General features: G+C 41.0%; 20 protein-coding genes. 17 read left to right on the top strand and 3 right to left on the bottom strand.

Features of this window, described 5'->3' with window-relative positions; translation table 11 throughout:
- Position 1: 1 nt before the first annotated feature.
- The 8 genes from purS (at position 2) to purD (ending at position 9,826) form a co-directional block, all read left to right on the top strand.
- Positions 2-247, top strand: a complete 246-nt coding sequence (gene purS / locus CBM15_RS10890; protein WP_087617520.1) for a phosphoribosylformylglycinamidine synthase subunit PurS — start codon at positions 2-4, stop codon at positions 245-247.
- A 4-nt stretch (positions 248-251) separates the two neighbouring features.
- Positions 252-935: a phosphoribosylformylglycinamidine synthase subunit PurQ gene (purQ, locus tag CBM15_RS10885; RefSeq protein ID WP_087617519.1), complete on the top strand. Its 684-nt coding sequence runs from the start codon at positions 252-254 to the stop codon at positions 933-935.
- Positions 922-3,153 (top strand): phosphoribosylformylglycinamidine synthase subunit PurL, encoded by a 2,232-nt coding sequence (gene purL / locus CBM15_RS10880; RefSeq protein ID WP_087617518.1) that lies wholly within the window; start codon positions 922-924, stop codon positions 3,151-3,153. The genes purQ and purL overlap by 14 nt, the downstream gene beginning before the upstream one ends.
- Positions 3,129-4,547, top strand: coding sequence for an amidophosphoribosyltransferase (gene purF, locus CBM15_RS10875; RefSeq protein ID WP_008408735.1), 1,419 nt, complete (start codon positions 3,129-3,131; stop codon positions 4,545-4,547). The genes purL and purF overlap by 25 nt, the downstream gene beginning before the upstream one ends.
- Before the next feature lie 24 nt (positions 4,548-4,571).
- Positions 4,572-5,627, top strand: coding sequence for a phosphoribosylformylglycinamidine cyclo-ligase (purM, locus tag CBM15_RS10870; RefSeq protein ID WP_087617517.1), 1,056 nt, complete (start codon positions 4,572-4,574; stop codon positions 5,625-5,627).
- The gene (gene purN, locus CBM15_RS10865) at positions 5,627-6,199 is read left to right on the top strand and encodes a phosphoribosylglycinamide formyltransferase (protein WP_087617516.1); all 573 of its coding nucleotides are present in this window, start codon (positions 5,627-5,629) and stop codon (positions 6,197-6,199) included. Before purM ends, purN begins: the two co-directional genes overlap by 1 nt.
- A 353-nt stretch (positions 6,200-6,552) precedes the next feature.
- Positions 6,553-8,088: a bifunctional phosphoribosylaminoimidazolecarboxamide formyltransferase/IMP cyclohydrolase gene (gene purH / locus CBM15_RS10860; RefSeq protein ID WP_087617515.1), complete on the top strand. Its 1,536-nt coding sequence runs from the start codon at positions 6,553-6,555 to the stop codon at positions 8,086-8,088.
- A 487-nt stretch (positions 8,089-8,575) separates the two neighbouring features.
- Entirely contained in the window at positions 8,576-9,826 is a 1,251-nt protein-coding gene (purD, locus tag CBM15_RS10855; protein WP_087617514.1) for a phosphoribosylamine--glycine ligase, read from the top strand.
- Positions 9,827-9,879: 53 nt separating this feature from the next.
- Here purD and CBM15_RS10850 read toward each other — a convergent pair whose 3' ends face one another.
- The 3 genes from CBM15_RS10850 to CBM15_RS10840 all read right to left on the bottom strand — a co-directional run bounded on the left by CBM15_RS10850 (position 9,880) and on the right by CBM15_RS10840 (position 11,660).
- On the bottom strand, positions 9,880-10,656 hold the full coding sequence (locus tag CBM15_RS10850; protein WP_087617513.1) for a multidrug ABC transporter ATPase: 777 nt from the start codon (positions 10,654-10,656) through the stop codon (positions 9,880-9,882).
- Positions 10,657-10,670: 14 nt separating this feature from the next.
- Positions 10,671-11,027, bottom strand: coding sequence for a hypothetical protein (locus CBM15_RS10845; protein ID WP_087617512.1), 357 nt, complete (start codon positions 11,025-11,027; stop codon positions 10,671-10,673).
- 402 nt (positions 11,028-11,429) lie between these two features.
- A complete protein-coding gene (locus CBM15_RS10840; RefSeq protein WP_014822588.1) occupies positions 11,430-11,660 on the bottom strand; it encodes a YgaP-like transmembrane domain in 231 nt (76 codons plus the stop codon).
- A 311-nt stretch (positions 11,661-11,971) separates the two neighbouring features.
- Here CBM15_RS10840 and CBM15_RS10835 point away from each other — a divergent pair, with 311 nt between their 5' ends.
- From CBM15_RS10835 to gatA, 9 genes are all read left to right on the top strand, one after another.
- Positions 11,972-13,702: an adenine deaminase C-terminal domain-containing protein gene (locus CBM15_RS10835; RefSeq protein WP_087617511.1), complete on the top strand. Its 1,731-nt coding sequence runs from the start codon at positions 11,972-11,974 to the stop codon at positions 13,700-13,702.
- A 27-nt stretch (positions 13,703-13,729) separates the two neighbouring features.
- On the top strand, positions 13,730-14,788 hold the full coding sequence (locus CBM15_RS10830) for a DUF3048 domain-containing protein (RefSeq protein WP_087617510.1): 1,059 nt from the start codon (positions 13,730-13,732) through the stop codon (positions 14,786-14,788).
- Positions 14,789-14,806: 18 nt separating this feature from the next.
- On the top strand, positions 14,807-15,121 hold the full coding sequence (locus CBM15_RS10825; protein ID WP_008408714.1) for a YerC/YecD family TrpR-related protein: 315 nt from the start codon (positions 14,807-14,809) through the stop codon (positions 15,119-15,121).
- A 174-nt stretch (positions 15,122-15,295) separates the two neighbouring features.
- Positions 15,296-15,985, top strand: coding sequence for a heptaprenylglyceryl phosphate synthase (gene pcrB, locus CBM15_RS10820; RefSeq protein WP_087617509.1), 690 nt, complete (start codon positions 15,296-15,298; stop codon positions 15,983-15,985).
- Positions 15,986-16,020: 35 nt separating this feature from the next.
- The gene (pcrA, locus tag CBM15_RS10815) at positions 16,021-18,279 is read left to right on the top strand and encodes a DNA helicase PcrA (RefSeq protein WP_087617508.1); all 2,259 of its coding nucleotides are present in this window, start codon (positions 16,021-16,023) and stop codon (positions 18,277-18,279) included.
- Between the two features lie 12 nt (positions 18,280-18,291).
- On the top strand, positions 18,292-20,289 hold the full coding sequence (gene ligA, locus CBM15_RS10810) for an NAD-dependent DNA ligase LigA (protein ID WP_087617507.1): 1,998 nt from the start codon (positions 18,292-18,294) through the stop codon (positions 20,287-20,289).
- Between the two features lie 18 nt (positions 20,290-20,307).
- The gene (locus CBM15_RS10805; protein WP_087617506.1) at positions 20,308-21,483 is read left to right on the top strand and encodes a CamS family sex pheromone protein; all 1,176 of its coding nucleotides are present in this window, start codon (positions 20,308-20,310) and stop codon (positions 21,481-21,483) included.
- 293 nt (positions 21,484-21,776) lie between these two features.
- The gene (gene gatC, locus CBM15_RS10800; RefSeq protein ID WP_008408705.1) at positions 21,777-22,067 is read left to right on the top strand and encodes an Asp-tRNA(Asn)/Glu-tRNA(Gln) amidotransferase subunit GatC; all 291 of its coding nucleotides are present in this window, start codon (positions 21,777-21,779) and stop codon (positions 22,065-22,067) included.
- Positions 22,068-22,084: 17 nt separating this feature from the next.
- Positions 22,085-23,548 (top strand): Asp-tRNA(Asn)/Glu-tRNA(Gln) amidotransferase subunit GatA, encoded by a 1,464-nt coding sequence (gatA, locus tag CBM15_RS10795; RefSeq protein ID WP_087617505.1) that lies wholly within the window; start codon positions 22,085-22,087, stop codon positions 23,546-23,548.
- Position 23,549 lies beyond the last annotated feature (1 nt).

The following is a 23,549-nucleotide window of genomic DNA, read 5'->3' as shown; positions in this document are numbered from 1 at the left end:
CATGAAGAAAGTTAAAATATACGTAACATTAAAAGAAAGCATCCTGGATCCACAAGGTTCTGCAGTTCAAGGCTCATTGCAAAAAATCGGTTATGGCGAAGTATCTGACGTACGTATTGGTAAATATTTAGAAGTTACAATCCAAGACACTGACCGCGATATCGAAACAATCGTAAAAGAAATGTGCGAAAAAGTATTAACAAATACGGTAATCGAAAAGTACCGTTATGAAGTTGAGGAGGCATAATACGATGAAATTTGCAGTACTCGTTTTCCCGGGGTCTAACTGTGATATCGACATGTTTCATGCGATTAAGGACGAGCTAGGTGAAGAAGTAGAATATGTTTGGCATACAGCTACAAGTCTAGACGGATTTGACGGGGCATTAGTGCCTGGCGGTTTCTCATATGGAGACTATTTACGTTGTGGCGCAATGGCAAACCAATCAAACATTATGTCGGCTCTAAAAGAGTTTGCTGCACAAGGCAAACCAGTGCTAGGTGTTTGTAACGGATTCCAGATTTTAACGGAAGCAGGGCTGTTACCTGGTGCTCTAATCCGCAATAAAAATCTTAAATTCATGTGTCGTACAGTACAGCTAAAAGTTGAGAACAACAACACATTATTTACAAACGGATATGAAGAAGGAGAAGTAATCAATATTCCGATCGCGCACGGTGAAGGCAACTACTACTGTGATGACGAAACATTAGCCTCTTTACAAGCCAATAACCAGATTGTCTTTACATATGGAGGCGAAAATCCGAACGGTTCTTTAGCGGATATTGCAGGAATTATCAATAAAGAAGGCAATGTACTCGGCATGATGCCACATCCAGAGCGTGCTGCAAATGAAATCGTTGGTGGCGCAGATGGTCTTAAACTATTTAAATCAATTGTGAAGCAGTGGAGGGAACAGCATGTTAACAACTAATTTCGAACCAACACCAGAGCAAATTAAGGAAAAACGTCTCTATGCAGACATGGGGATGTCAGATGCGGAATTTGACTTAGCAATTGAAAAATTAGGTCGTATTCCAAACTGGACAGAAACAGGTCTTTTCTCGGTAATGTGGTCTGAGCACTGCTCTTATAAAAAATCGAAGCCGGTACTTCGCAAGTTCCCGACAAAAGGTCCTCAAGTACTGCAAGGTCCTGGTGAAGGTGCTGGTATTGTTGACATCGGTGATGAGCAAGCGGTCGTTTTCAAAATGGAATCACATAACCATCCATCTGCGATTGAACCATACCAAGGTGCTGCAACAGGTGTAGGCGGAATTATCCGTGACGTTTTCTCAATGGGTGCACGTCCAATTGCGATGCTGAACTCCTTACGTTTTGGTGAGTTGAAATCAGCGCGCGGTAAATATTTATTTGAAGAAGTTGTTGCTGGTATTGCAGGTTACGGAAACTGTATCGGTATTCCGACAGTAGGCGGCGAAATTGGTTTTGATCCGTGCTACGAAGGAAATCCGCTTGTAAATGCAATGTGTGTCGGATTAATCGATCATAAGGATATCCAAAAAGGTATTGCTGCAGGAGTAGGAAATACTGTAATGTACGTTGGTGCAAAAACAGGTCGTGACGGTATTCACGGTGCAACATTCTCTTCTGAAGAATTGACAGAAGATACTGAAGAAAGTCGTTCGGCAGTACAAGTTGGGGATCCGTTCATGGAAAAATTACTTCTTGAAGCTTGTCTGGAAGTTGTAAAATCAGATGCATTAGTTGGTATTCAAGATATGGGTGCAGCAGGTCTTACTTCATCTTCAGCAGAAATGGCCTCTAAAGCTGGTACTGGTGTAGAAATGAACTTGGACTTAGTTCCTCAACGTGAAACAAACATGTCAGCGTATGAAATGATGTTATCAGAGTCTCAAGAGCGCATGCTGATCGTTGTAAAAGCAGGTCGTGAAGATGAAATTAAAGCGATTTTCGATAAATATGATCTTGATGCGGTAGCAGTAGGAAGAGTTACAGAAGACAAAATGCTTCGTTTACTGCACAAAGGTGAAGTGGTAGCAGAGGTGCCTGCAGACGCGCTTGCTGAAGACGCACCGGTTTACAATATGCCGGATGCTGAACCAGCTTACTTTGCAGAATATCAGGCAATGGAAAATACGGAACCAAACGTAACAGATTATAAAGAAACGTTAACAGCACTTTTAAAAGCGCCGACAATCGCTTCAAAAGAGTGGGTTTACGATCAATATGACTATCAAGTACGTACAAATACTGTTGTAGCACCAGGTTCGGATGCTGCAGTATTACGTGTACGCGGTACAAATAAAGGGTTGGCGATGACGACAGACTGTAATGCTCGCTATATCTACCTAGACCCTACAACAGGCGGAAAAATTGCTGTTGCTGAAGCAGCGCGTAACATCGTATGTTCAGGCGGACAACCACTTGCGATTACAGACTGCCTAAACTTCGGTAATCCGGAAAAGCCTGAAATCTTCTGGCAAATCCAAAAATCGGCTGACGGTATTGCGGAAGCTTGTTTAGCATTAGATGCACCAGTAATTGGCGGTAACGTGTCAATGTACAATGAGCGTTCAGGTGAAGCCGTTTATCCAACACCAACAATCGGTATGGTTGGATTAGTAAAAGATTTAGCACATGTTACAACTCAGGAAGTAAAAGCTGCTGGTGACGTTGTGTATATAGTCGGCGACACGAAAACAGAATTCGGTGGATCTGAATTACAAAAGTTAGTGGAAGGCGGCATTTTTGGCAAAGCACCTTCAATCGACTTGACAGTAGAAGCGGTACGTCAACAATCTATTTTAGAAGCGATTCAAGCGGGACTTGTTCGATCAGCGCATGATGTTTCTGAAGGTGGAGTTGCGGTTGCATTAGCAGAGAAAACTTTCGCAGCAAAAGGTTTAGGCTTAGACGTAGCATTAACAGGTTCTGCAACAACGGCTCTATTCGCTGAATCACAATCACGCTTTGTATTAACTGTGAAAGCTGAACATGCAGAAGGCTTTGAAACAATCGTAAAAGATGCACAAAAAATTGGTACAGTAACAGACGACGCGAACATAAAAATTAGCGGTGAAGCTGGTGTACTTGTTGAAGGTACTGTGGAGGAATTCCGTTCTGCCTGGAAAGGAGCAATTCCATGCTTGCTGAAATCAGAGGCTTAAATGAGGAATGTGGTGTATTTGGCATTTGGGGTAACCAGGATGCGGCGCACTTAAGTTATTACGGTTTACACGCATTACAGCATCGTGGACAGGAAGGAGCTGGTATCGTCACAACTGACGGTAATCAGCTTCAGGCTGTACGTGGTGAAGGTCTCGTAAATGACGTGTTCAATGAAAATAAATTACGTAAAGTAGTAGGGCATGCGGCAATTGCGCATGTACGATACGCAACAGCAGGCGGTAAAGGACTGGAAAATGTTCAGCCACTGTTATTCCGTTCTTCAACTGGCTCACTGGCAATTGCCCATAATGGGAACTTAGTGAATGCCACACATTTAAAACAGTTTTTAGAGCGCTCTGGCAGCATTTTCAACTCGACTTCCGATACAGAGGTTGTTGTACATTTAATTAAAAAATCAAAACACTCTCCATTTCGTTCAAAAGTGAAAGAAGCATTGTCGCTATTAAAAGGCGCATTCTCTATTATTCTATTGACGAATGATCAAATGATTGTAGCGCGAGACCGAAACGGCTTACGTCCCCTTTCACTTGGAAAACTGGGGGATTCTTATGTTGTTGCTTCTGAAACATGTGCATTTGATTTAATCGGAGCGGAATACGTACGTGAAGTGGAACCAGGCGAGTTATTGATCATTTCAAATAATGGTCTTGAAGTCGACAGCTATGTTGAAAAGGACAAGCGAACAATGTGTGCGATGGAATATGTGTATCTTGCACGTCCTGATTCAAATATTGATGAAGTGAATATCCATATGGCACGTAAACGCATGGGGAAAGAACTCGCAAAAGAATGTGCCCATATTGAAGCGGATGTCGTTACAGGAGTTCCTGATTCGTCCATTTCTGCAGCAATTGGATTTTCTGAAGCGAGCGGAATTCCATACGAGCTTGGCTTAATTAAAAATCGCTATGTTGGTCGTACTTTTATCCAGCCGACACAGGAACTTCGCGAACGTGGTGTTAAAATGAAGCTTTCACCGGTAGTTCAAGTTGTTAAAGGAAAACGTGTCGTAATGGTAGATGATTCAATTGTACGCGGTACAACATCGAGACGCATTGTACGCATGCTGAAAGAAGCAGGGGCGGCAGAAGTACATGTTGTGATTTCTTCCCCTCCAATGACGGATCCTTGTTATTACGGAATCGATACATCGACACATGAAGAGCTGATAGCATCAAGCCACAGTGTGGAAGATATACGAGTTGCAATTGAAGCGGACACATTAACATTTTTATCTTTGGAAGGTATGGTCCGTGCAACGAACCGCCCGTTCGAAGATGAAAATGGCGGACTTTGCGTCGCATGCTTTACAGGAAAATACCCGACAGAAATATTCCCGGACACAGTTTTACCACATGAAAAAGACTGTTAGAAATTAAGGAGGAGCAAGTACATTATGTCAAAAGCATATGAACAGGCAGGCGTAAATATTGAGGCAGGTTATGAAGCAGTAAAACGTATGAAATCGCATGTCGAGCGTACGAACCGTTTAGGTGTGATGGGAACGTTTGGCGGCTTTGGAGGCATGTTTGATTTGTCTGCACTGAACTTAAAGGAACCAGTTCTTATTTCAGGTACGGACGGTGTTGGGACGAAACTAAAGCTTGCATTTATGGTTGATAAACACGATACAATCGGCGTGGACTGTGTTGCGATGTGTGTAAATGATATCGTTGCACAAGGTGCTGAACCGCTTTACTTCCTTGACTATGTAGCAGTAGGAAAGGCTGAACCGGCAAAAATAGAACAAATCGTTAAAGGTGTTGCAGACGGTTGTGTGCAGTCAGGAGCAGCATTAATCGGTGGAGAAACAGCAGAAATGCCGGGTCTTTACGAAGAAGACGAGTACGACTTAGCTGGCTTTGCTGTAGGTGCTTGTGAAAAAGCGGATATTATTACAGGTGAGAAAATAGAGGAAGGCGATGTTCTAATCGGCCTTGCTTCAAGCGGAGTCCATTCTAATGGCTATTCATTAGTTCGTAAAATTGTATTCGCTGACAATGAAATTGCAGTTAATGCAGTAGTAGAAGGCTATGAAGACCTTGGTCCAATCGGAGAAGCGCTTCTAGTTCCTACAAAACTTTATGCAAAGCCTGTCTTAGCAGCACTTAAAGCAGCAGACGTACATGGTTGTGCACACGTAACAGGTGGGGGCTTCTATGAAAACTTGCCACGTATGATGCCACAAGGTTTGGCAACTGAAATTGATTTAGGAGCTTGGCCAGTGCTGCGCATCTTTGAGTTTTTAAAAGAAAAAGGTGCATTAGCGGACAAAGATTTATATAACGTATTCAACATGGGAATCGGTTTTGTTATTGCGGTACCTGCGAGTGAAGCGGAAAAAGTGATCGCTGCAGTAGAAGCGGAAGGTGAAAAAGCCTATACAATTGGTCGCGTTGTCAACGGTGAAGGTGTCATCTTTAATGGCGAACATGACGGGAGCTTAGTGTAATGAGTACGAAAATTGCCGTATTCGCTTCCGGAAGCGGTAGTAACTTTCAGGCAATTCAAGAAGCGATTAGCCGCGGTGAGCTTAACGCGACAATCGAGCTTGTAATTACGGATAAGCCGGGTGCCTATGTTGTGACACGTGCACAAAATTGTGGTATTCCTGTTGTGGAGCTTGCACCGAAAAATTTTGCCGATAAGGCAGCCTACGAAGCGAAACTAATTAAACTGTTAAAAGAACGAGAGATTGAATGGATCATATTAGCAGGTTATATGCGCCTTGTTGGGGAAACGCTTTTAGCGGCTTATGAGCATCGGATTATCAATATTCATCCGTCGTTGCTGCCGTCATTTCCCGGAAAAGATGCTATTGGTCAGGCAATGGCTCATGGCGTAAAAGTTACCGGTGTGACGGTGCATTATGTAGATGCGGGAATGGATACGGGAAAGATTATCTCGCAAGGGGCAGTTGACGTTATCGATGGAGACCGTGAAGCAACAGAAGAGCGTATACATAAATTAGAACATGCGCTATACACGAGAACATTACAGCAATTATTTAACGCAAAAAAGTAAATTCGCATGAGCCGCTCCAGTGAGGGCATTGCTCACCGATAAGTTGAAAAAATTTCACCAACGAATTGTATTATTCTAAGGATAGTACTTTGACTGAATATTGTTGTTTGGAGTGAAGGCGGCGAGTGCAACTGCCGGCTCTGCCTTTCGTTGCAGAGCGAAGCGGAGTCATAGAAGCCAATCAAAGCTTCCTGGGGGACAAGCACGACGCCTGAGACTAGGAACAAAAGCTAAGAACGCCACGTCCTGTGGCAACGCTTTTGTGACCAACATCCTGTTGGCCTCGTGCCCCCGGAAAGCGTCCGCCGTAACGGAAAACAACACTTATAATAACTAAATTGGAGGACCTAATCGTGACGAAACGTGCACTTATTAGTGTTTCAGATAAAAATGGTATTTTAGAATTTGCAAAAGAATTAGTAGCTCTTGGCTATGAAGTACTTTCTACTGGAGGAACAAAAAGTTTACTACAACAAAACAATGTTCCGGTAACAGCAGTGGATGAAGTAACAAACTTCCCGGAAATTTTGGATGGCCGTGTAAAAACATTAAATCCAATGATTCATGGCGGTCTATTAGGTAAGTTTGATGAGCCAAGCCATGTTGCACAGATGAATGAACATGGCATCCGCCCAATCGAAATTGTATGTGTCAACTTATATCCGTTCGTCGAAACGATTTCCAAGCCGGATGTATCTTGGGATGATGCAATTGAAAATATCGATATTGGTGGTCCGACAATGTTACGTTCAGCTGCAAAAAACCATGATTATGTAACGGTAATTGTTGATGCAAATGACTATTCTGCCGTATTGGAAGAGTTGAAGGCAGATGGAAAAACAACATTAGCAACACGTCGTCGTTTAGCAGCAAAAGTATTCCGTCATACGGCTGCTTATGATTCGTATATTTCCAATCATTTATCAAATGCAATTGGCGAAGAGTTCCCTGAAAACATGACGCTAACATATGAGTTGAAGCAAACATTACGCTATGGTGAAAACCCTCATCAAAAAGCGGCTTTCTATGCAAAACGTTTAGGTTCGGATTTCTCGATTGCCTACGCAACACAATTACACGGTAAAGAGTTATCGTACAACAATATTCAGGATGCAAATGCAGCATTGCAAATCGTAAAAGAATTTGAAATGCCTGCAGCGGTTGCCGTAAAGCACATGAACCCATGTGGTGTCGGTACTGGCGAAACAATTGAAGAAGCATTCAATAAAGCATATGAAGCAGATTCAACATCTATCTTTGGCGGCATCATCGCATTAAACAAAGAAGTGGACAAGGCAACTGCCGAAAAATTATCGGGTATTTTCCTGGAAATCATCATTGCGCCAAGCTTTACTTCAGAAGCATTAGAGATTTTAACGCAGAAGAAAAACATTCGTCTGTTAACAATCGATTTCACACAGGAAAAGCAGGATCAGTTCAATGTTGTAGCAGTTGAAGGTGGTTTACTTGTACAAGAGCCGGACCGTTTCGGCTTTAAAGATGCAACTATTCAAGTTGTGACAGACCGTGAACCGACTGAAGAAGAGTGGGAAGCATTAAAACTAGGCTGGGCAGTTGTGAAGCATGTAAAATCGAATGCCATCGTTGTAACAGATAAGCAAATGACATTAGGTGTAGGTGCGGGTCAAATGAACCGTGTAGGTGCTGCGAAAATTGCCTTTGAACAAGCGGGAGAAAAAGCACAGGGCGCGGCATTAGCTTCTGATGCATTCTTCCCAATGGGCGACACAGTAGAAGCAGCGGCAAAAGCCGGTATTAAAGCAATCATTCAACCAGGTGGCTCGATTAAAGACCAGGAATCAATAGATGCAGCAAACAAATATGGTATTGCCATGGTGTTTACAGGGGTTCGTCACTTTAAACACTAATTAAAAGTTAGCAGTAGAGAAATTATTAAATTTACGTTATAATAGAATAAAGTTTCGCTAATGTTCTGGCCGGACGTTAGCAGAAGCGTTTGCAAATGCTTTATTTATTCTTCTTTCTGGCCGGGAGAGGGGTAAATAAGACGATTGGGCGATTCTTGGCCGGGTCCCCGTCGTAACCAAATTTTATTAACAACTGCATCGACTTTGGCCGGGAGATGCCCTGTTAATAATAAAATAATCATTGATTGTAAGATACACAGCACTACTTTTGGTCGGGTAGCGCAGTGTAAACGACCATTAATGAAAAGCGCTCGCCTAAAATTTGGCGGGCGTTTTTTTTATTAGAAAAATAAAATTAATAGAGAATTATAAGGTTAAATCATGTGTAGGGAATGACTTTAGTTGTTTGGAGTGAAGGGCGAGGACTCCCCCCCGCGGAAGGCATTCGCCCGCAACGGAAATTAACGATATAAAAGGAGAGCTCATAATGAATATTCTTGTAATCGGTAGTGGTGGTCGTGAACATGCGATCGCAAAGCAATTCAATAATGCACCATCTGTACAAAACGTTTTCGTAGCACCAGGAAATGACGGGATGAAACAGGATGCACAAGTAGTGGCAATCGATGCACTGGATTTCACATCACTTGCACAATTTGCAAAAGAAAATGATGTGGCTTTAACATTTGTAGGTCCGGAGCAGCCATTAGCAGAAGGAATCGTTGACTACTTCAACGAGCAAGGCTTGGTTATTTTCGGCCCAACAAAAGCGGCGGCAAAAATTGAAGGTTCGAAGTCTTATGCAAAAGAGATTATGAACAAATATAATATTCCGACGGCAGCGCATGAAACATTTACAGAAGCGGATAAAGCGGTTGATTATATTAAAGAGCAAGGTGCTCCAATTGTAATTAAAGCGGACGGATTAGCTGCCGGAAAAGGTGTCATTGTAGCGATGTCAGAACAGGAAGCGATCGAAGCAGTGGAAGATATGATCGGTAACCAACGTTTCGGTGATTCGTCTTCCCGTGTTGTTGTAGAAGAGTTCCTGGATGGCGAAGAATTCAGCTTTATGAGTTTTGTACATAAAGGACAAATTTATCCAATGGTCATAGCACAAGATCATAAACGTGCTTATGATGGCGATAAAGGACCAAATACAGGGGGAATGGGTGCTTATTCACCAGTACCGCAAATTTCTGAAGACATTGTAAAAGTTGCATATGACACAATCGTAGAGCCGACTGTAAATGCAATGGAAGCAGAAGGTGTATCATTCACCGGTATCCTGTATGCAGGCTTAATTTTAACGGCAAAAGGCCCGAAAGTAATAGAGTTCAACGCACGATTTGGTGACCCGGAAACACAAATCGTATTACCACGTATGGCTTCAGACTTCGGTGAATTTATGATGAGCTTAATGAACGAGCAGCCATTCGATTTACAGTGGAAAGAAGCAGCTATGCTAGGTGTTGTTGTTGCGGCGGAAGGCTACCCAGGCGATGTGGAAAAAGGAAATGCTCTGCCGGAGCTTTCGGATGTTGAACTGCCGGTATTCCATGCGGGGACAAAGCTTGCGGGTGATCGGTTCGTAGGTAACGGTGGCCGTGTGTTATTAGTAGCAGCAGAAGCAACTACATTAAAAGAAGCGCAGGAAAAAGTATATGCTGAACTTGCAAAAAAAGAATGGACGAATTTCTTTTTCCGCAAAGATATTGGCTGGAGAACATTTAAATAAAGGGAAGGCGATACGTACAGACGTGTCGCCTTTTTACTCAATAAAACTGTCTATTATATATCGCCCTTTTTATGTTTCTCAATCTCCATGGCAAGTAAAAGTAATTTGTCATCAAACTCATCGAGAATACGTAATTTTTCTTCAAGCTCCGTTTCGAAACTGGTTGCTTGGATGAATAAATTTTGAAGCTGGTTTTCCAGATTAATCCGGGTAATGGATTGTTCATCTGAAGTAGGGGAATATTTATGTTTAGGCTCTTTTACTTGGGCCATTTCTTCTAACGTAGAATGAATTTCATCGTTTTTATCTTTAATTTCCTTTAACAGATGGTGCTGTTGATTGATCGTTTCGCGCAGAGAAATTAATTGTTCATTGTTACTGTTCATGAAGGAACGAAGCAAATGATCCAGCTCTTCGACGGCATATTTATAGTTTTCTGAACGGGCAGCAGGAGATACAATATCACCTGTTTTTTCGATTGTTTCTTTTAACTGTTTATTTTCTTTCTGTAAGTTTTCTTTTTTTTCCACTAGTGATTCTATGGAAGAAATGAGTTTTATTCTTTGCTCTTCACGTAACTGAATATTTTCGTGCAGTTCGCTCAGCTCTTTTTCAAAGCTTTTCCTCAGCATCATTAATTCCACAGAAAGTTCTTTTTTCTCATTAATTAACTGATTCAGTTCCTGCTCAAGACTATTTACCATTGAATAATGGTCCACGCTTTGTAGGGTGGATATTTCGTTTTGATATTTAGCGATTTCTGATTTTAAAAAGTTGATGGTTTGCTGTAATTGAAGTGGGTCTTTACTTTTCACGCTATCAATCTCCAAATGGATCCCTCCTATCAAGTCATATTTTTCAGTAAGCTTATAATCTCTTGAAAATCTTTTTCATTTTCATGGACGAGCTGATTTATTTTTTCTGCGGCTTTTCTTTCTTCTTCTTCATTGGCAGGATATGATGTTTCAAATTTATTGTTTGATAATAAATAGGCCATTAACAAATTGAGTGAACTTTTTTCCGGAAATATAAAGCTGTTAGTATTTTCCTGTACTTCATCTTTTACCGATGAAAAATTCTCTTTCATAAAATGCTTTAGGATCTTATCAAATGTTAGTACTCCCGATTCTTCTTGTTTATCTTCAAATTCGTTTATAATGTTTCCTCCTGTTCCAAATGAATAACACTTAAAACTGTACATGTACATACCGTCCGCTAAATAACAACATTCAGGTAACTGATCTTGGAAATATGGTAAGAGCCTAGACATAAACTCTCTTGATCTAATAGATAGGAAATATTAGAAGTGGAAGTTATCGTTGAATACTTTTATTTCGTGGATATAATTTTGGGTTTGATTTTCCAGCGCATTTAATTTTATTTCAAAAGGATTGGAGCTTTTAGCCACTGGAAATGCTGCCGCCTTACAAATGATTTTTATTTTGCTTATGTAAGCAAAATAAAGAAAGGGCATTTCACCCTTTCTTCACTGTATGATGATTAAGTTATTGGTAACACTGCGATATGTAAAAACGCTATATTTAAATTTAAAATATAGCGCTTTGTAATGTGAGCATTATAGAACAAGCCCTAGATCCACCTCTTAATCATTGACGGGCATCATTTCGGTCATCTGCTCTGATTTGGCCATTGCGACTACTGGACAATACTGATAATACCCTTCCGCCACTTTCATTGAACCGGCAAGAATCATCATACGACCAACTGTACATTGAGGTTTATGAGCAATTCTCCCGACACCGAATGCGGTCATAGCAACACCGCACATCATACGGATAAAAGCGTTTGTTTCAGAAATATTTGGGGTCAGCAATTATGTTTCCTCCTTTTTTTAGAAAATTTAAAAATTATTTTGGAAACACTTTGCTTTATGAAAGTGCTATGTTACGATTAATTCACCAAAAGGAATATTGTAGCAATTGCCTACATAAAGCAAAATATATTGAACTAAGTATGTGTTTTTCTTTTAAATCGATACGCATTTAATCTAGCTTCAGCAGCTGTTAAAGACAATTGCTGAAGCTACTTGAATCGCAGCAGGATATTTTTTAGAGCTGGTTTAGCATCTTGGAAAAGTTATAAGCGTCTTTATATTAGGTGTAAAAGTTGAAAGGAGTGCAGAAAATGCCGGAAATTAGTTGGAAGTTAAGTAATATAAGAGAGCAAGTTAGTATCATTGATGGGCATGCTGCTCCGAATCTAGTTTTAAAAAATGCTAAATACTTACATAGTATGATGAAAAGTTGGGGAACAGGTAACATCTGGATATCCAATGATCGCATCGTATATGTTGGTAAGGAAATGCCTGCAAATACAGAAGGGACAGAGGTTGTTGATTTGGCAGGGAAAGTAGTAGTACCAGGTTATATTGAGCCGCACGTACATCCTTTCCAATTGTACAATCCCCACAGTTTCGCAGAGTTTAGTGCACAGACAGGCACGACTACATTTATTTCAGACAATATGACACTTGTTTCATTAATGAAAAATAAGAAAGCGTTTTCTTTTATGGATGAGCTTGCTAAATTGCCATTTTCATTCTACTGGTGGAGTCGTTTCGATTCCCAAACTGAACTTGAAAATGAGAGGGAACTTTACTCAAATGCCTCGGTCTTGGAATGGCTTGACCGTCATGACGTATTGCTTGGCGGGGAACTGACAGGATGGCCTCGTCTGATGCGCGGGGATGATCAAATGCTTTACTGGATTCAGGCAGCTAAGCATAAGGGGAAAAAAATCGAAGGACACTTACCGGGAGCATCCGAAAAAACGTTGGCTAAAATGCGTTTACTAGGAGTCGATGGTGACCATGAATCTATGACAATTGAAGATATTGAAGCGCGTATACTGCATGGATATGCTGTTACACTTCGCTATTCATCGATTCGACCGGATTTGCCACATCTATTAAAAGCGGTTGTCGATAAAGGCTACGAAATATTCGATCATTTAATGATGACAACAGATGGCTCCACACCGAGTTTCCATGAAGATGGCGTGATGGACAAATGTATTCGGGCAGCCCTTGAAGCAGGTGTGCGCCCAGTTGATGCTTATAATATGGCAAGCTATAATGTTGCGAGATATTATAATATGACCAATTTGCATGGGTTACTTGCTACAGGTCGTTATGCAAATATTAATATTTTAGCGGACGAACATTCGCCGACACCTGAAGCAGTAATTTCAAAAGGAGTATGGCTAAAACGCGACAATACAGATTTGAAAGCATTTCCGGAAGTTGACTTATCTCTATTCGGTGATCTGAAAATTGATTTTGATTTGCACGAAGGAGATTTTCAATTTTCGATGCCGATTGGCGTTGAGATGGTGAATGATGTCATAACAAAGCCGTATAGTATAAAAATTCATGGACATCATCATACATTATCTACAGACCATGATGAAAGCTATTTAATGCTTGTCGACCGCAATGGGAAATGGCGTATTAATACGATGATTAAAGGATTTGCGACACATGTAAAAGGCTTTGCCTCATCTTATTCCAACACTGGAGATATTATTTTAATAGGAAAATCGGTGCAGGATATGCAGCACGCTTTCCGAGAATTGAAGAAAATGAATGGCGGGATTGTACTTGTAGAGGATGATCAAATTGTGACAAGTATTCCTTTAACTTTGGCCGGCTCTATTTATGAGGGAACCGTTGATGAAGTAATTCCGCTTGAGCTAGCATTGAAGAGTGCTTTGAAAAAACGTGGGTATCACCATACAGATGCAATTTACACATTGCTGTTTTTACAATCGACACATTTACCGTATATTCGAATTACGACACGTGGGCTTTTTGATGTCATGAAAAATAAGGTTATGCTACCTGCTGTAATGCGATAAACCTGAAAAAACGAGAGGAGTAGCACGATGAAACGCAGTATATTCATGTTAACACTATTAGGCATAACCTTAGCGACAGGTTGTTCAGATAAAGAACAAACAGAGGAGCCTGCTGTAGAGATAGAAGAAAACGAAGTAGAGAAAGATATTATTGTAGCGGAGGCTGAAGAAGTACTGCCATTTGTAACGCCGTTTACAGGGGAACGAGTGGCAGAGGAAGTGACGATGCGCCCAATACTTGCCACGATTAATAACCATCCGCAAGCACGGCCGCAATCCGGACTTGCACAGGCGGATGTGGTGTATGAAATGCTGGCGGAGGGTGATGTAACACGCCTTTTAGCTCTTTACCAGTCCGAACTTCCTGAATCTATCGGACCGATCCGCAGTGCGCGTTCATATTTTATTGATATCGCAAAAGGGCTGGATGCATTTTATATTGCGCATGGCTACAGTCCTGAAGCAAAATCGATGCTTTCGCAAAGAGTAGTCGATAATATTAATGGAATGCACTATGATGGTACTTTCTTTAAACGTTCATCGACACGGGTCGCTCCTCACAACTCTTATATTTCGGGTGAAAATGTAAAGGCGGGTGCTGAAAAAGTAGGGACTTCACTACTTTATCAGAAAAAAGTGTCCTACCCATTTTATGAAGCCGAAGATAATGTTAAAATAGGAACAACAGCTAATGAAGTATTGATGAAATACAATAACAGCGGTTCATTTAATAGTCAGTACGTATACAATGCCGAAACGAATCAGTACAAGCGTTATTCTGCAAATGTAGAAACAGTCGATTACGAGACAAATGAATCGATCGAATTAGCTAATATTTTATTTTTTGAAATGCCTCATCGAATTGTAGATAATGCCGGTCGACGCGAGATTACAATTACTGGTGGCGGCAATGCGTATGTAGCTCAAGCAGGGACGATACGTGAAGTGAAATGGAAAAATGCAGATGGCCTGCTGGTGGCAGTCGAAGAAGATGGAACGGAAGTAAAGTTAGTTCAAGGAAAGACATGGATACATTTCGTACCAACATCTCCAGGTCTAGCGGCATCTGTTATATATTCAGAGTAGAGAGGAAATGGTGGGCACATGCAAATTGAAAAAATTCGCGGTCATCAAACAGATCAGTTATTTAAAGCAGTCCTAGAGTTAAAAGATATTGAGGAATGCTATAAATTTTTCGATGATTTGTGCACAATTAGTGAAATTCAATCATTGGCACAGCGATTTGAAGTTGCACATTTATTACGTTTGAAAAAAACGTATGAAACAATTAAAAAAGAAACGGGTGCTTCAACAGCAACAATTTCCCGTGTACGCCGTTGCTTTGATTACGGGAATGACACTTATGATGAAATGCTGGGCCGTCTATATCCAGACGAAAAACCATTTACGTCAAAGTAATGAAGCGCCAATGCGCCCAATCATAAATACATGAGCAAGCTTAAAAGACTGAGCAGATTTATCCGCTCAGTCTTTTAATATTTGAACGAATTTCGTTATACTAAGAGATGGTCAATAAAAACAAAGATAATGGAAAGTTCAATATAAAAATTTTGAGAATAGGTGGATATATTCATGGAATATTTAAACTGGAGACATGTATTTAAACTGGACCCTGCTAAGGAAATTACAGATGAGGCATTAGAGCAGATTTGTGAATCGGGTACGGATGTTATTTTAGTAGGCGGGACAGATGATGTGACGTTGGATGGCGTTCTGGATCTGCTCGTCCGTGTACGTCGTTTTTCAGTACCGATTGCGCTGGAGATTTCAAACGTTGATAGTATTACACCAGGATATGATTATTACTTCATTCCGTCGGTGTTGAATAGCCGTGATACAAAATGGGTGAAAGATTTACATCATGAAGCGATTAAAGAATATGGCGATGTACTAATTTGGGAAGAGCTTGTAGCGGAGGGCTATTGTGTACTGAATCCGGATTGTAAAGTAGCGCAAGTAACAAATGCAAAAACGGATTTGACAGTGGAAGACGTAGTGGCCTATGCACGAATGGCCGAAAACTACTTTAAATTGCCAATTTTTTATTTAGAGTACAGCGGTGCATATGGTGATATCGAAATGGTCAAAGCAACAGCCGAAGTTTTAAATGAAACAAAGCTCTTTTATGGAGGCGGCATTACTTCTGTAGAACAGGCGAAAGAAATGGCTGCATATGCCAATACCGTAGTTGTCGGAAATATTATTTATGATGATTTAAAAGCGGCATTAAAAACCGTACAAGCAGTGAAAAGTGTTATATAATAGGAACAAATGTTCTTTAGATAGGAAGGTGCAATATGGAGCATATAGCAAAAAACTTAGTAGCGGGAATGAATCCACAGCAAGCTGAAGCGGTGAAAACTACAGAAGGCCCGCTCCTAATTATGGCAGGGGCCGGCTCTGGGAAAACAAGGGTACTGACTCACCGTATCGCCTATTTAGTGGTTGAGCGTGAAGTATACCCTTCAAAAATTTTGGCCATTACATTTACAAATAAAGCTGCCCGTGAAATGCGTGAGAGAATTGACGGGATATTAGGAAGCGGGACAACGGAAAGCATGTGGGTATCCACATTCCACTCAATGTGTGTACGCATTTTGCGACGCAATATTGACCGGATCGGCTATTCGAAAAGCTTCTCAATTTTAGATAGTTCAGATCAGCTGACGGTTATAAAAAATATATTGAAGCAGGATAATATAGATCCTAAAAAATATGACCCGCGTGCAATCTTAAACACGATCAGTTCTGCAAAAAACGAGTGCATTACTGTGGATGGGTTTGAAGCGAATATGAATCCGCATAATCCTTTCGAAAAGATTGTCGCACAGGTATATAAAGGCTATCAGAAACGATTAAGACAAAATCAAAGTCTCGATTTTGATGATTTAATTATGCTGACAATCCGTCTATTTAAAGAAGCGCCGGATGTGCTTGAGTTTTATCAAAACAAATTCCAGTACATTCATGTCGATGAGTATCAAGATACGAACAAATCTCAATATTTGCTCGTGCAATTATTGGCGAAGAAATTCCGTAATATTTGTGTTGTCGGGGATTCGGACCAATCGATCTATCGTTGGCGAGGTGCTGATATTTCGAATATATTATCATTCGAAAAAGATTACAAAGAAGCAAAAGTTATTATGCTTGAGCAAAACTACCGCTCTACAAAACGTATCTTACAAGCAGCAAACAGCGTAATTGAAAAAAATAAAGACCGCTATAAAAAAGTACTGCGAACAGAAAATCCGGAAGGCGAAAAGATCCCGCTTTACAAAGCGGGAAATGAGCAGGATGAAGCGCAGTATGTCGTACGTACGATTCAAAAACTCATGAAGGATGAAGATTACAAGCTGGATGATTTTGCGATTTTATACCGTACAAACGCACAGTCACGTGTGATGGAGGACGTGCTCGTAAAATCGAATATGAACTACCAGATTGTTGGCGGTACAAAGTTCTATGATCGAAAAGAAATTAAAGATTTACTCGCTTACTTACGTTTAATTGCAAACAATGATGATGACCTGTCATTGGCGAGAATCATCAATGAACCAAAACGTGCGATTGGTGCGACTTCATTTGATAAAATGCTTGTCTATGCAATGGAGCGCGACCGATCAATCTTTGATGCGATGGGTGAGCTTGTATTTATGGGGCTTTCAGGCAAAGCAGCCACTTCAGCTGAAAATTTCTACAATATGATTCGTTCATTGAGTGATCGTCAGCAGGAATTATCGGTTACAGAGATTGTGGAAGAAGTGCTTGAAAAATCAGGATACCGCCAAATGCTGAAAGCGGAAAAGTCGATTGAAGCAGAAAGCCGCTTGGAAAATATCGAAGAATTTTTAACAGTAACACAGGCTTTTGAAGCGCGCAGTGAAGACCAGTCATTAGTAGCCTTTTTAACGGACCTGGCACTTATTGCGGATATTGATTCTTTAGATGAAGAAGAAAAAGCGAAAGGTACGATTATTTTAATGACGATGCATGCCGCAAAAGGGCTGGAGTTCCCTGTTGTGTTCATTATCGGGATGGAGGAAAATATATTCCCGCATTCACGTTCATTGGAAAGTGAAGATGAAATGGCCGAAGAACGGCGCTTGATGTATGTCGGCGCAACTCGGGCAGAGCAGCGTCTTTACTTGTCTTGTGCGGGTTCTCGTACAATTTTTGGTCGTACAGGATACAATGCCCCATCACGTTTTTTACGCGAAATTGATGAAAATGTGTTAGAGCAAGTTTCAAAAGCAAATACTACATCTTATCGTGATGATTCACTGCCATTTAAATCGAACCGTTATGACCGTATGCCGAAGCGTTCATTAGGAAGCGTGCAGGCACCTGCTTCCCAAACATCACGACTGAATTCTACAGGCGGGGATAAGTTTGACTGGAAAGTAGGCGACAAAGCAGCCCATGGTAAATGGGGTGTCGGTATGGTCGTAAGTGTAAAAGGTGAAGGGGATGGCATGGAACTGGATATCGCTTTCCCATCACCGACTGGAATAAAACGTCTGCTAGCGAAATTTGCACCGATTACGAAAGCTTAGGAGGAACATTTGATGAATGAAATAGAACAAAGAATTGCGGAATTAAACAAGCTTCTTCATGAGTATGGCTATGCGTATTATGTACTGGATAAACCGGTAGTAGAAGATAGTGTATATGATCAGCTTTTACATGAACTTATCGCATTAGAAGAAGCAAATCCGGAATTTATTTATCCTGATTCTCCTACTCAGCGTGTCGGTGGCATGGTATTGGAAGGCTTTAAAAAGGTAACACATGAAACAGCAATGCTTAGTCTATCGAATGCCTTCAATGAAGAAGATTTGCGTGATTTTGACCGGAAAATCGAGCAGGCAATCGGTAAAAATTACTCCTATGTATGTGAACTGAAAATTGATGGTTTGGCCATATCTTTGCGCTATGAAAACGGGGTTTTTGTACAAGGTGCTACGCGTGGTGACGGAACGGTTGGTGAAGATATTACAGCCAACCTGAAGACAATCCGTGCCATTCCTTTACGTTTAAATGAACCAGTAACATTAGAAGTGCGCGGCGAAGCCTATATGCCGAAAAAATCTTTCGAGAAACTGAACGAACGTCGAGCTGAAAATGGCGAAGAGCTATTTGCAAACCCTCGGAATGCGGCAGCAGGATCGTTGCGTCAATTAGACCCAAAAATTGCGGCAAGCCGAAATTTATCGACTTTTATATATGCAGTTGGCGGGGATGGAGAAAGCTATGGAATCGACGGGCATTGGGAAATGCTCAAGTATTTGGAGGAGCTAGGTTTTCCATCAAATAAAGAGCGTGAGTATTGCGAAACTATTGAGGACGTTTTGGCGTTTATAGAAAAGTGGACAGAAGCGCGCCCAAATTTATCGTATGAAATTGATGGTATCGTCATTAAAGTGAATCGCTATGCCCACCAAGATGAGCTTGGCTTTACGGCAAAATCGCCGCGCTGGGCAATTGCCTACAAATTCCCGGCTGAAGAAGTTATAACAAAATTACTGGATATCGAACTGACGGTAGGTCGCACGGGCGTTATTACTCCGACAGCGATTTTAACACCAGTACTTGTAGCCGGAACTACTGTGAGCCGTGCATCATTGCACAATGAAGACCTGATTCGTGAAAAGGACATTCGAATCGATGATACGGTCATTGTACGGAAAGCGGGGGATATTATTCCGCAAATTGTGGGGGTTGTTCTGGAACAGCGCCCGGATGACGCCGTACCATATAAAATGCCGACACATTGTCCCGCATGTGATGAAGAAATTGTACGCATTGATACTGATGTAGCATTGCGCTGCGTGAATCCGCATTGTCCTGCACAAATCGCGGAAGGTGTGAAGCATTTCGTTTCCCGCAATGCGATGAATATCGACGGTCTTGGCGAGAAGGTAGTGGAACAGCTGCTGAGAGAAGGCTATATTCAAGATGTAGCAGGACTATATGAACTGACAGTAGAACAACTGATCAACCTGGAGCGAATGGGGCAAAAATCGGCTACAAATTTAGTTGAAGCACTTATTCAGTCAAAGGACAATTCGCTGGAACGACTATTATTCGGTCTTGGCATTCGCCATGTTGGTGAAAAGGCAGCTAAGATTTTGGCAGCACATTTTGAAACAATCGATGCACTAATGGTCGCTACTGAAGAAGATTTGAAAGATATTCACGAAATTGGCGATAAAATGGCCGAATCGATTGTCGCGTATTTTGCAAACGAGCAAGTACAACAATTAATCGAACGCCTAAAAGGATTTGGCTTAAATATGAGCTATAAAGGCAAGAAAATTGTCGTGGAAGCAGGGGCAAATCCTTTTGCTGGTAAAACAATTGTACTGACAGGAAAATTACAGCAATTGACACGTAACGAAGCAAAGGCGAAAATAGAACAGTTAGGTGGTACGGTTGCAGGGAGTGTCAGTAAAAAAACAGACCTTGTAATTGTCGGAGAAGATGCAGGCTCGAAGCTGGAAAAGGCACAAAGCTTAGGCATTGAAATTTGGGATGAAGTGCGCCTAATCGAACAATTAATATAGTAAAGGGGACTTGCTCTCATGAAACGTTATCGCTGGATACCTGCGATAATTGTAGCGGCGATGTTGTCAGCGTGTGCGCCAAACCTCACACCTGATACAGAACTGACGCAAGAATCAGATACAGAACAGGCTGTGGAAACAACAATTATCCCGAATATGCAAATAAACGATAAATTTTATCGCACATTGATTCCATATAAGGAAAGTGCAAGCCGTGGTTTAGTTGTTTCCAATATTTATACGAAGTACGATATGAAGGAAGTCGAAACAGGCTTAATGCGTATTTCGCAAAATCATTTCGATACGGAAAACTATTACTTCCAGGAAGGTCAGTATTTAGATGAAGAAACATTGAAATACTGGCTGGCCCGTCCAAACCAAACAGAAGATAAAGGACCGGAGTACCAAGGTCTAAACCCATCAAGTGTGGATGAGGCGACAGGCAAGGAAATGGATCCGACTGTAAAAGCGACAGAAGCGCCAGTTTATTTGGCACATATTGTGGAACAAAATTATTTAACAAAAACCGATGAGAACAAAGTAAAGCTGGCTGGTGTTTCAATCGGTTTAGCATTAAATTCAGTTTACTATTATCAAAAAGAGCAGTATGGAGAATTTTTTGAAGAGAAAATTCCGGATGCAAAAATAGATGCAGAAGGTAAAAAAATAGCGCAGGAAGTGATCAATCGATTGCGTGCCCGTCCGGAACTGGCAGATGTTCCAATCGTCATTGCTCTATTTAAACAAGCTGAAAGAAATGCAATTGTGCCGGGAACGTATACCGACTATAATTTTGCGGATAAAGGAAAGACAGAATTGGGTGAATGGAAGGCAATCGATGAAAAATACGTTACTTTCCCGATGAGTTCACCGGATGATGTATATCGTGACCTGAATACGAATTTCCAAAACTTCAAACAAGATGTCGACAAGTATTTCTCAAACTTCACGAGCGTGTTTGCGACTGGCTTTTACCAGAACAAAAAAGTCCAGAAGCTTGATATCGAAATTCCGATCCAGTTTTACGGAACAGCTGAAATTACAGGATTTACCCAGTATTTGACCGGTTTAATGCTTAATCATTTACCGCTTGACCTGTATATTTCGGTGAGCATTACCTCTGTTAACGGACCCGAAGTACTGATTATTAAAGAACCAAATGAAGATGAACCTTTTATTCATATTTATGAGTAAAATCTTTCGAAAAATACCATACTTTTACGAGTGTGGTATTTTCTTTTTGTAAAAGAAATCTACTTCATTACGTTAATGCGTTAATTTGGCGAAAAAACGTCATAAGTGGGGGATTGTTTGCTGGATTTTTTCCTAAAGCGGAGATTTTTACATGGAAAAATGTTATCATTATGGGCATGGTTTATGTAGAATCAGCGGGTATCCAAAACAATCACTGACTCCACATATAGACCCGGCGGATGATCCGGATTTTGCCGAGGTATATTTGATTCGATAACTTGGAGGTGTAACAAATGGCAAAAATTTCGAAAGAAGAAGTAAAACACGTAGCACACTTAGCTCGCCTTGCTATTACAGAAGAGGAAGCAGAGAAATTTGCTGAACAACTAGGGAAAATTACTGATTTCGCAGAGCAGCTAAATGAATTAGATACAACAAATGTAGAACCGACTTCACATGTTTTACCTTTAGTGAACGTACTTCGTGAGGACGTAGCAAAAGAAGGCTTACCTCTTGAAAAAGTAATGCTGAACGTAAAAGAACAAGAAGCAGGTCAAATTAAAGTACCATCAATTATGGAGTAATAGGAGGAACCACTCGCATGACAGTATTTGAGCGCACATCAGCACAATTGCAAGAGAGCTTAAAGTCGGGTGAACTAACAATTGCGGATTTAACACAAGAAGCGTTTGACCGCATTGAAAAGTTGGACGGCGATGTACAAGCTTTCTTAGCATTAAATAAAGAACAAGCAACTGCAAAAGCAGCTGAATTAGATCAAGTTCCTTTTGAGGAGCGCGGTCCATTATTCGGTATGCCGATTGGCGTAAAGGATAATATCGTAACAGAAGGATTGGAAACAACTTGTGCTTCTAAAATTCTGGAAGGTTTTATGCCAATTTACGATGCAACAATCGTAAAAAAATTACGTGATGCAGGCATGATCACAGTCGGTAAATTGAATATGGATGAATTCGCAATGGGTTCTTCAAATGAAAACTCGGCTTATAAAACAACTAAAAACCCATGGAACCTTTCGCATGTGCCAGGTGGTTCTTCAGGTGCATCTGCAGCTGCAGTTGCAGCGGGTGAAGTACCATTTTCACTAGGTTCTGATACGGGTGGATCAATCCGTCAACCAGCAGCCTACTGTGGTGTTGTAGGAATGAAACCTACATATGGTCGTGTATCACGTTTTGGTTTAGTTGCATTCGCATCTTCTTTAGACCAAATCGGACCAATTACACGCAATGTAAAAGACAATGCATTATTACTTGAAGCAATCTCAGGTGTAGACGAAATGGATTCTACTTCTGCGGATGTGCCTGTACCAAACTATGCAGCCGCTTTAGACGGTAATATTAAAGGCTTAAAAATTGCTGTACCAAAAGAATTCCTAGGTGAAGGCGTTGGCGAAGCAGCAAAACAGTCGGTTCTTGATGCATTGGAAGTATTAAAAGGGTTAGGTGCTACAGTAGAAGAGGTATCATTACCACACTCTAAATACGCGTTAGCAGCTTATTACATCCTTTCTTCATCAGAAGCATCTTCAAACCTTTCACGTTTCGATGGTATTCGTTACGGCTACCGTTCAGAAAACGCGAAAAACTTATTAGAGCTGTACAAACAATCTCGTGCTGAAGGTTTCGGCGATGAGGTAAAACGCCGTATTATGCTTGGAACATATTCATTATCAGCTGGTACGTATGATGCTTACTACAAAAAAGCACAACAAGCACGTACTTTAATCAAAGCTGATTATGACAAAGTGTTCGAAAACTATGATGTAATCATCGGGCCAACTGCTCCAACACCCGCATTCGCAATCGGTGCAAACATTGATGATCCGATGACAATGTATGCAAACGATATTTTAACAATTCCGATTAACTTAGCAGGTGTACCGGCAATTTCGGTTCCATGCGGATTTGAAAACGGATTACCATTAGGATTACAAATTATCGGTAAGCATTTCGATGAAGAGACACTTTACCGCGTTGCCTATGCTTATGAGCAACAAACAGATTTCGCTAAACAAACTCCAGCATTATGGGAGGTAAAATAAA

It is taken from the genome of Solibacillus kalamii (assembly GCF_002174535.1).
In the GTDB taxonomy this organism is placed as follows: Bacteria; Bacillota; Bacilli; order Bacillales_A; family Planococcaceae; genus Solibacillus; species Solibacillus silvestris.
Note: the sequence above shows the minus strand (reverse complement) of the source record. Positions and strands in the feature narration are given on the sequence as shown.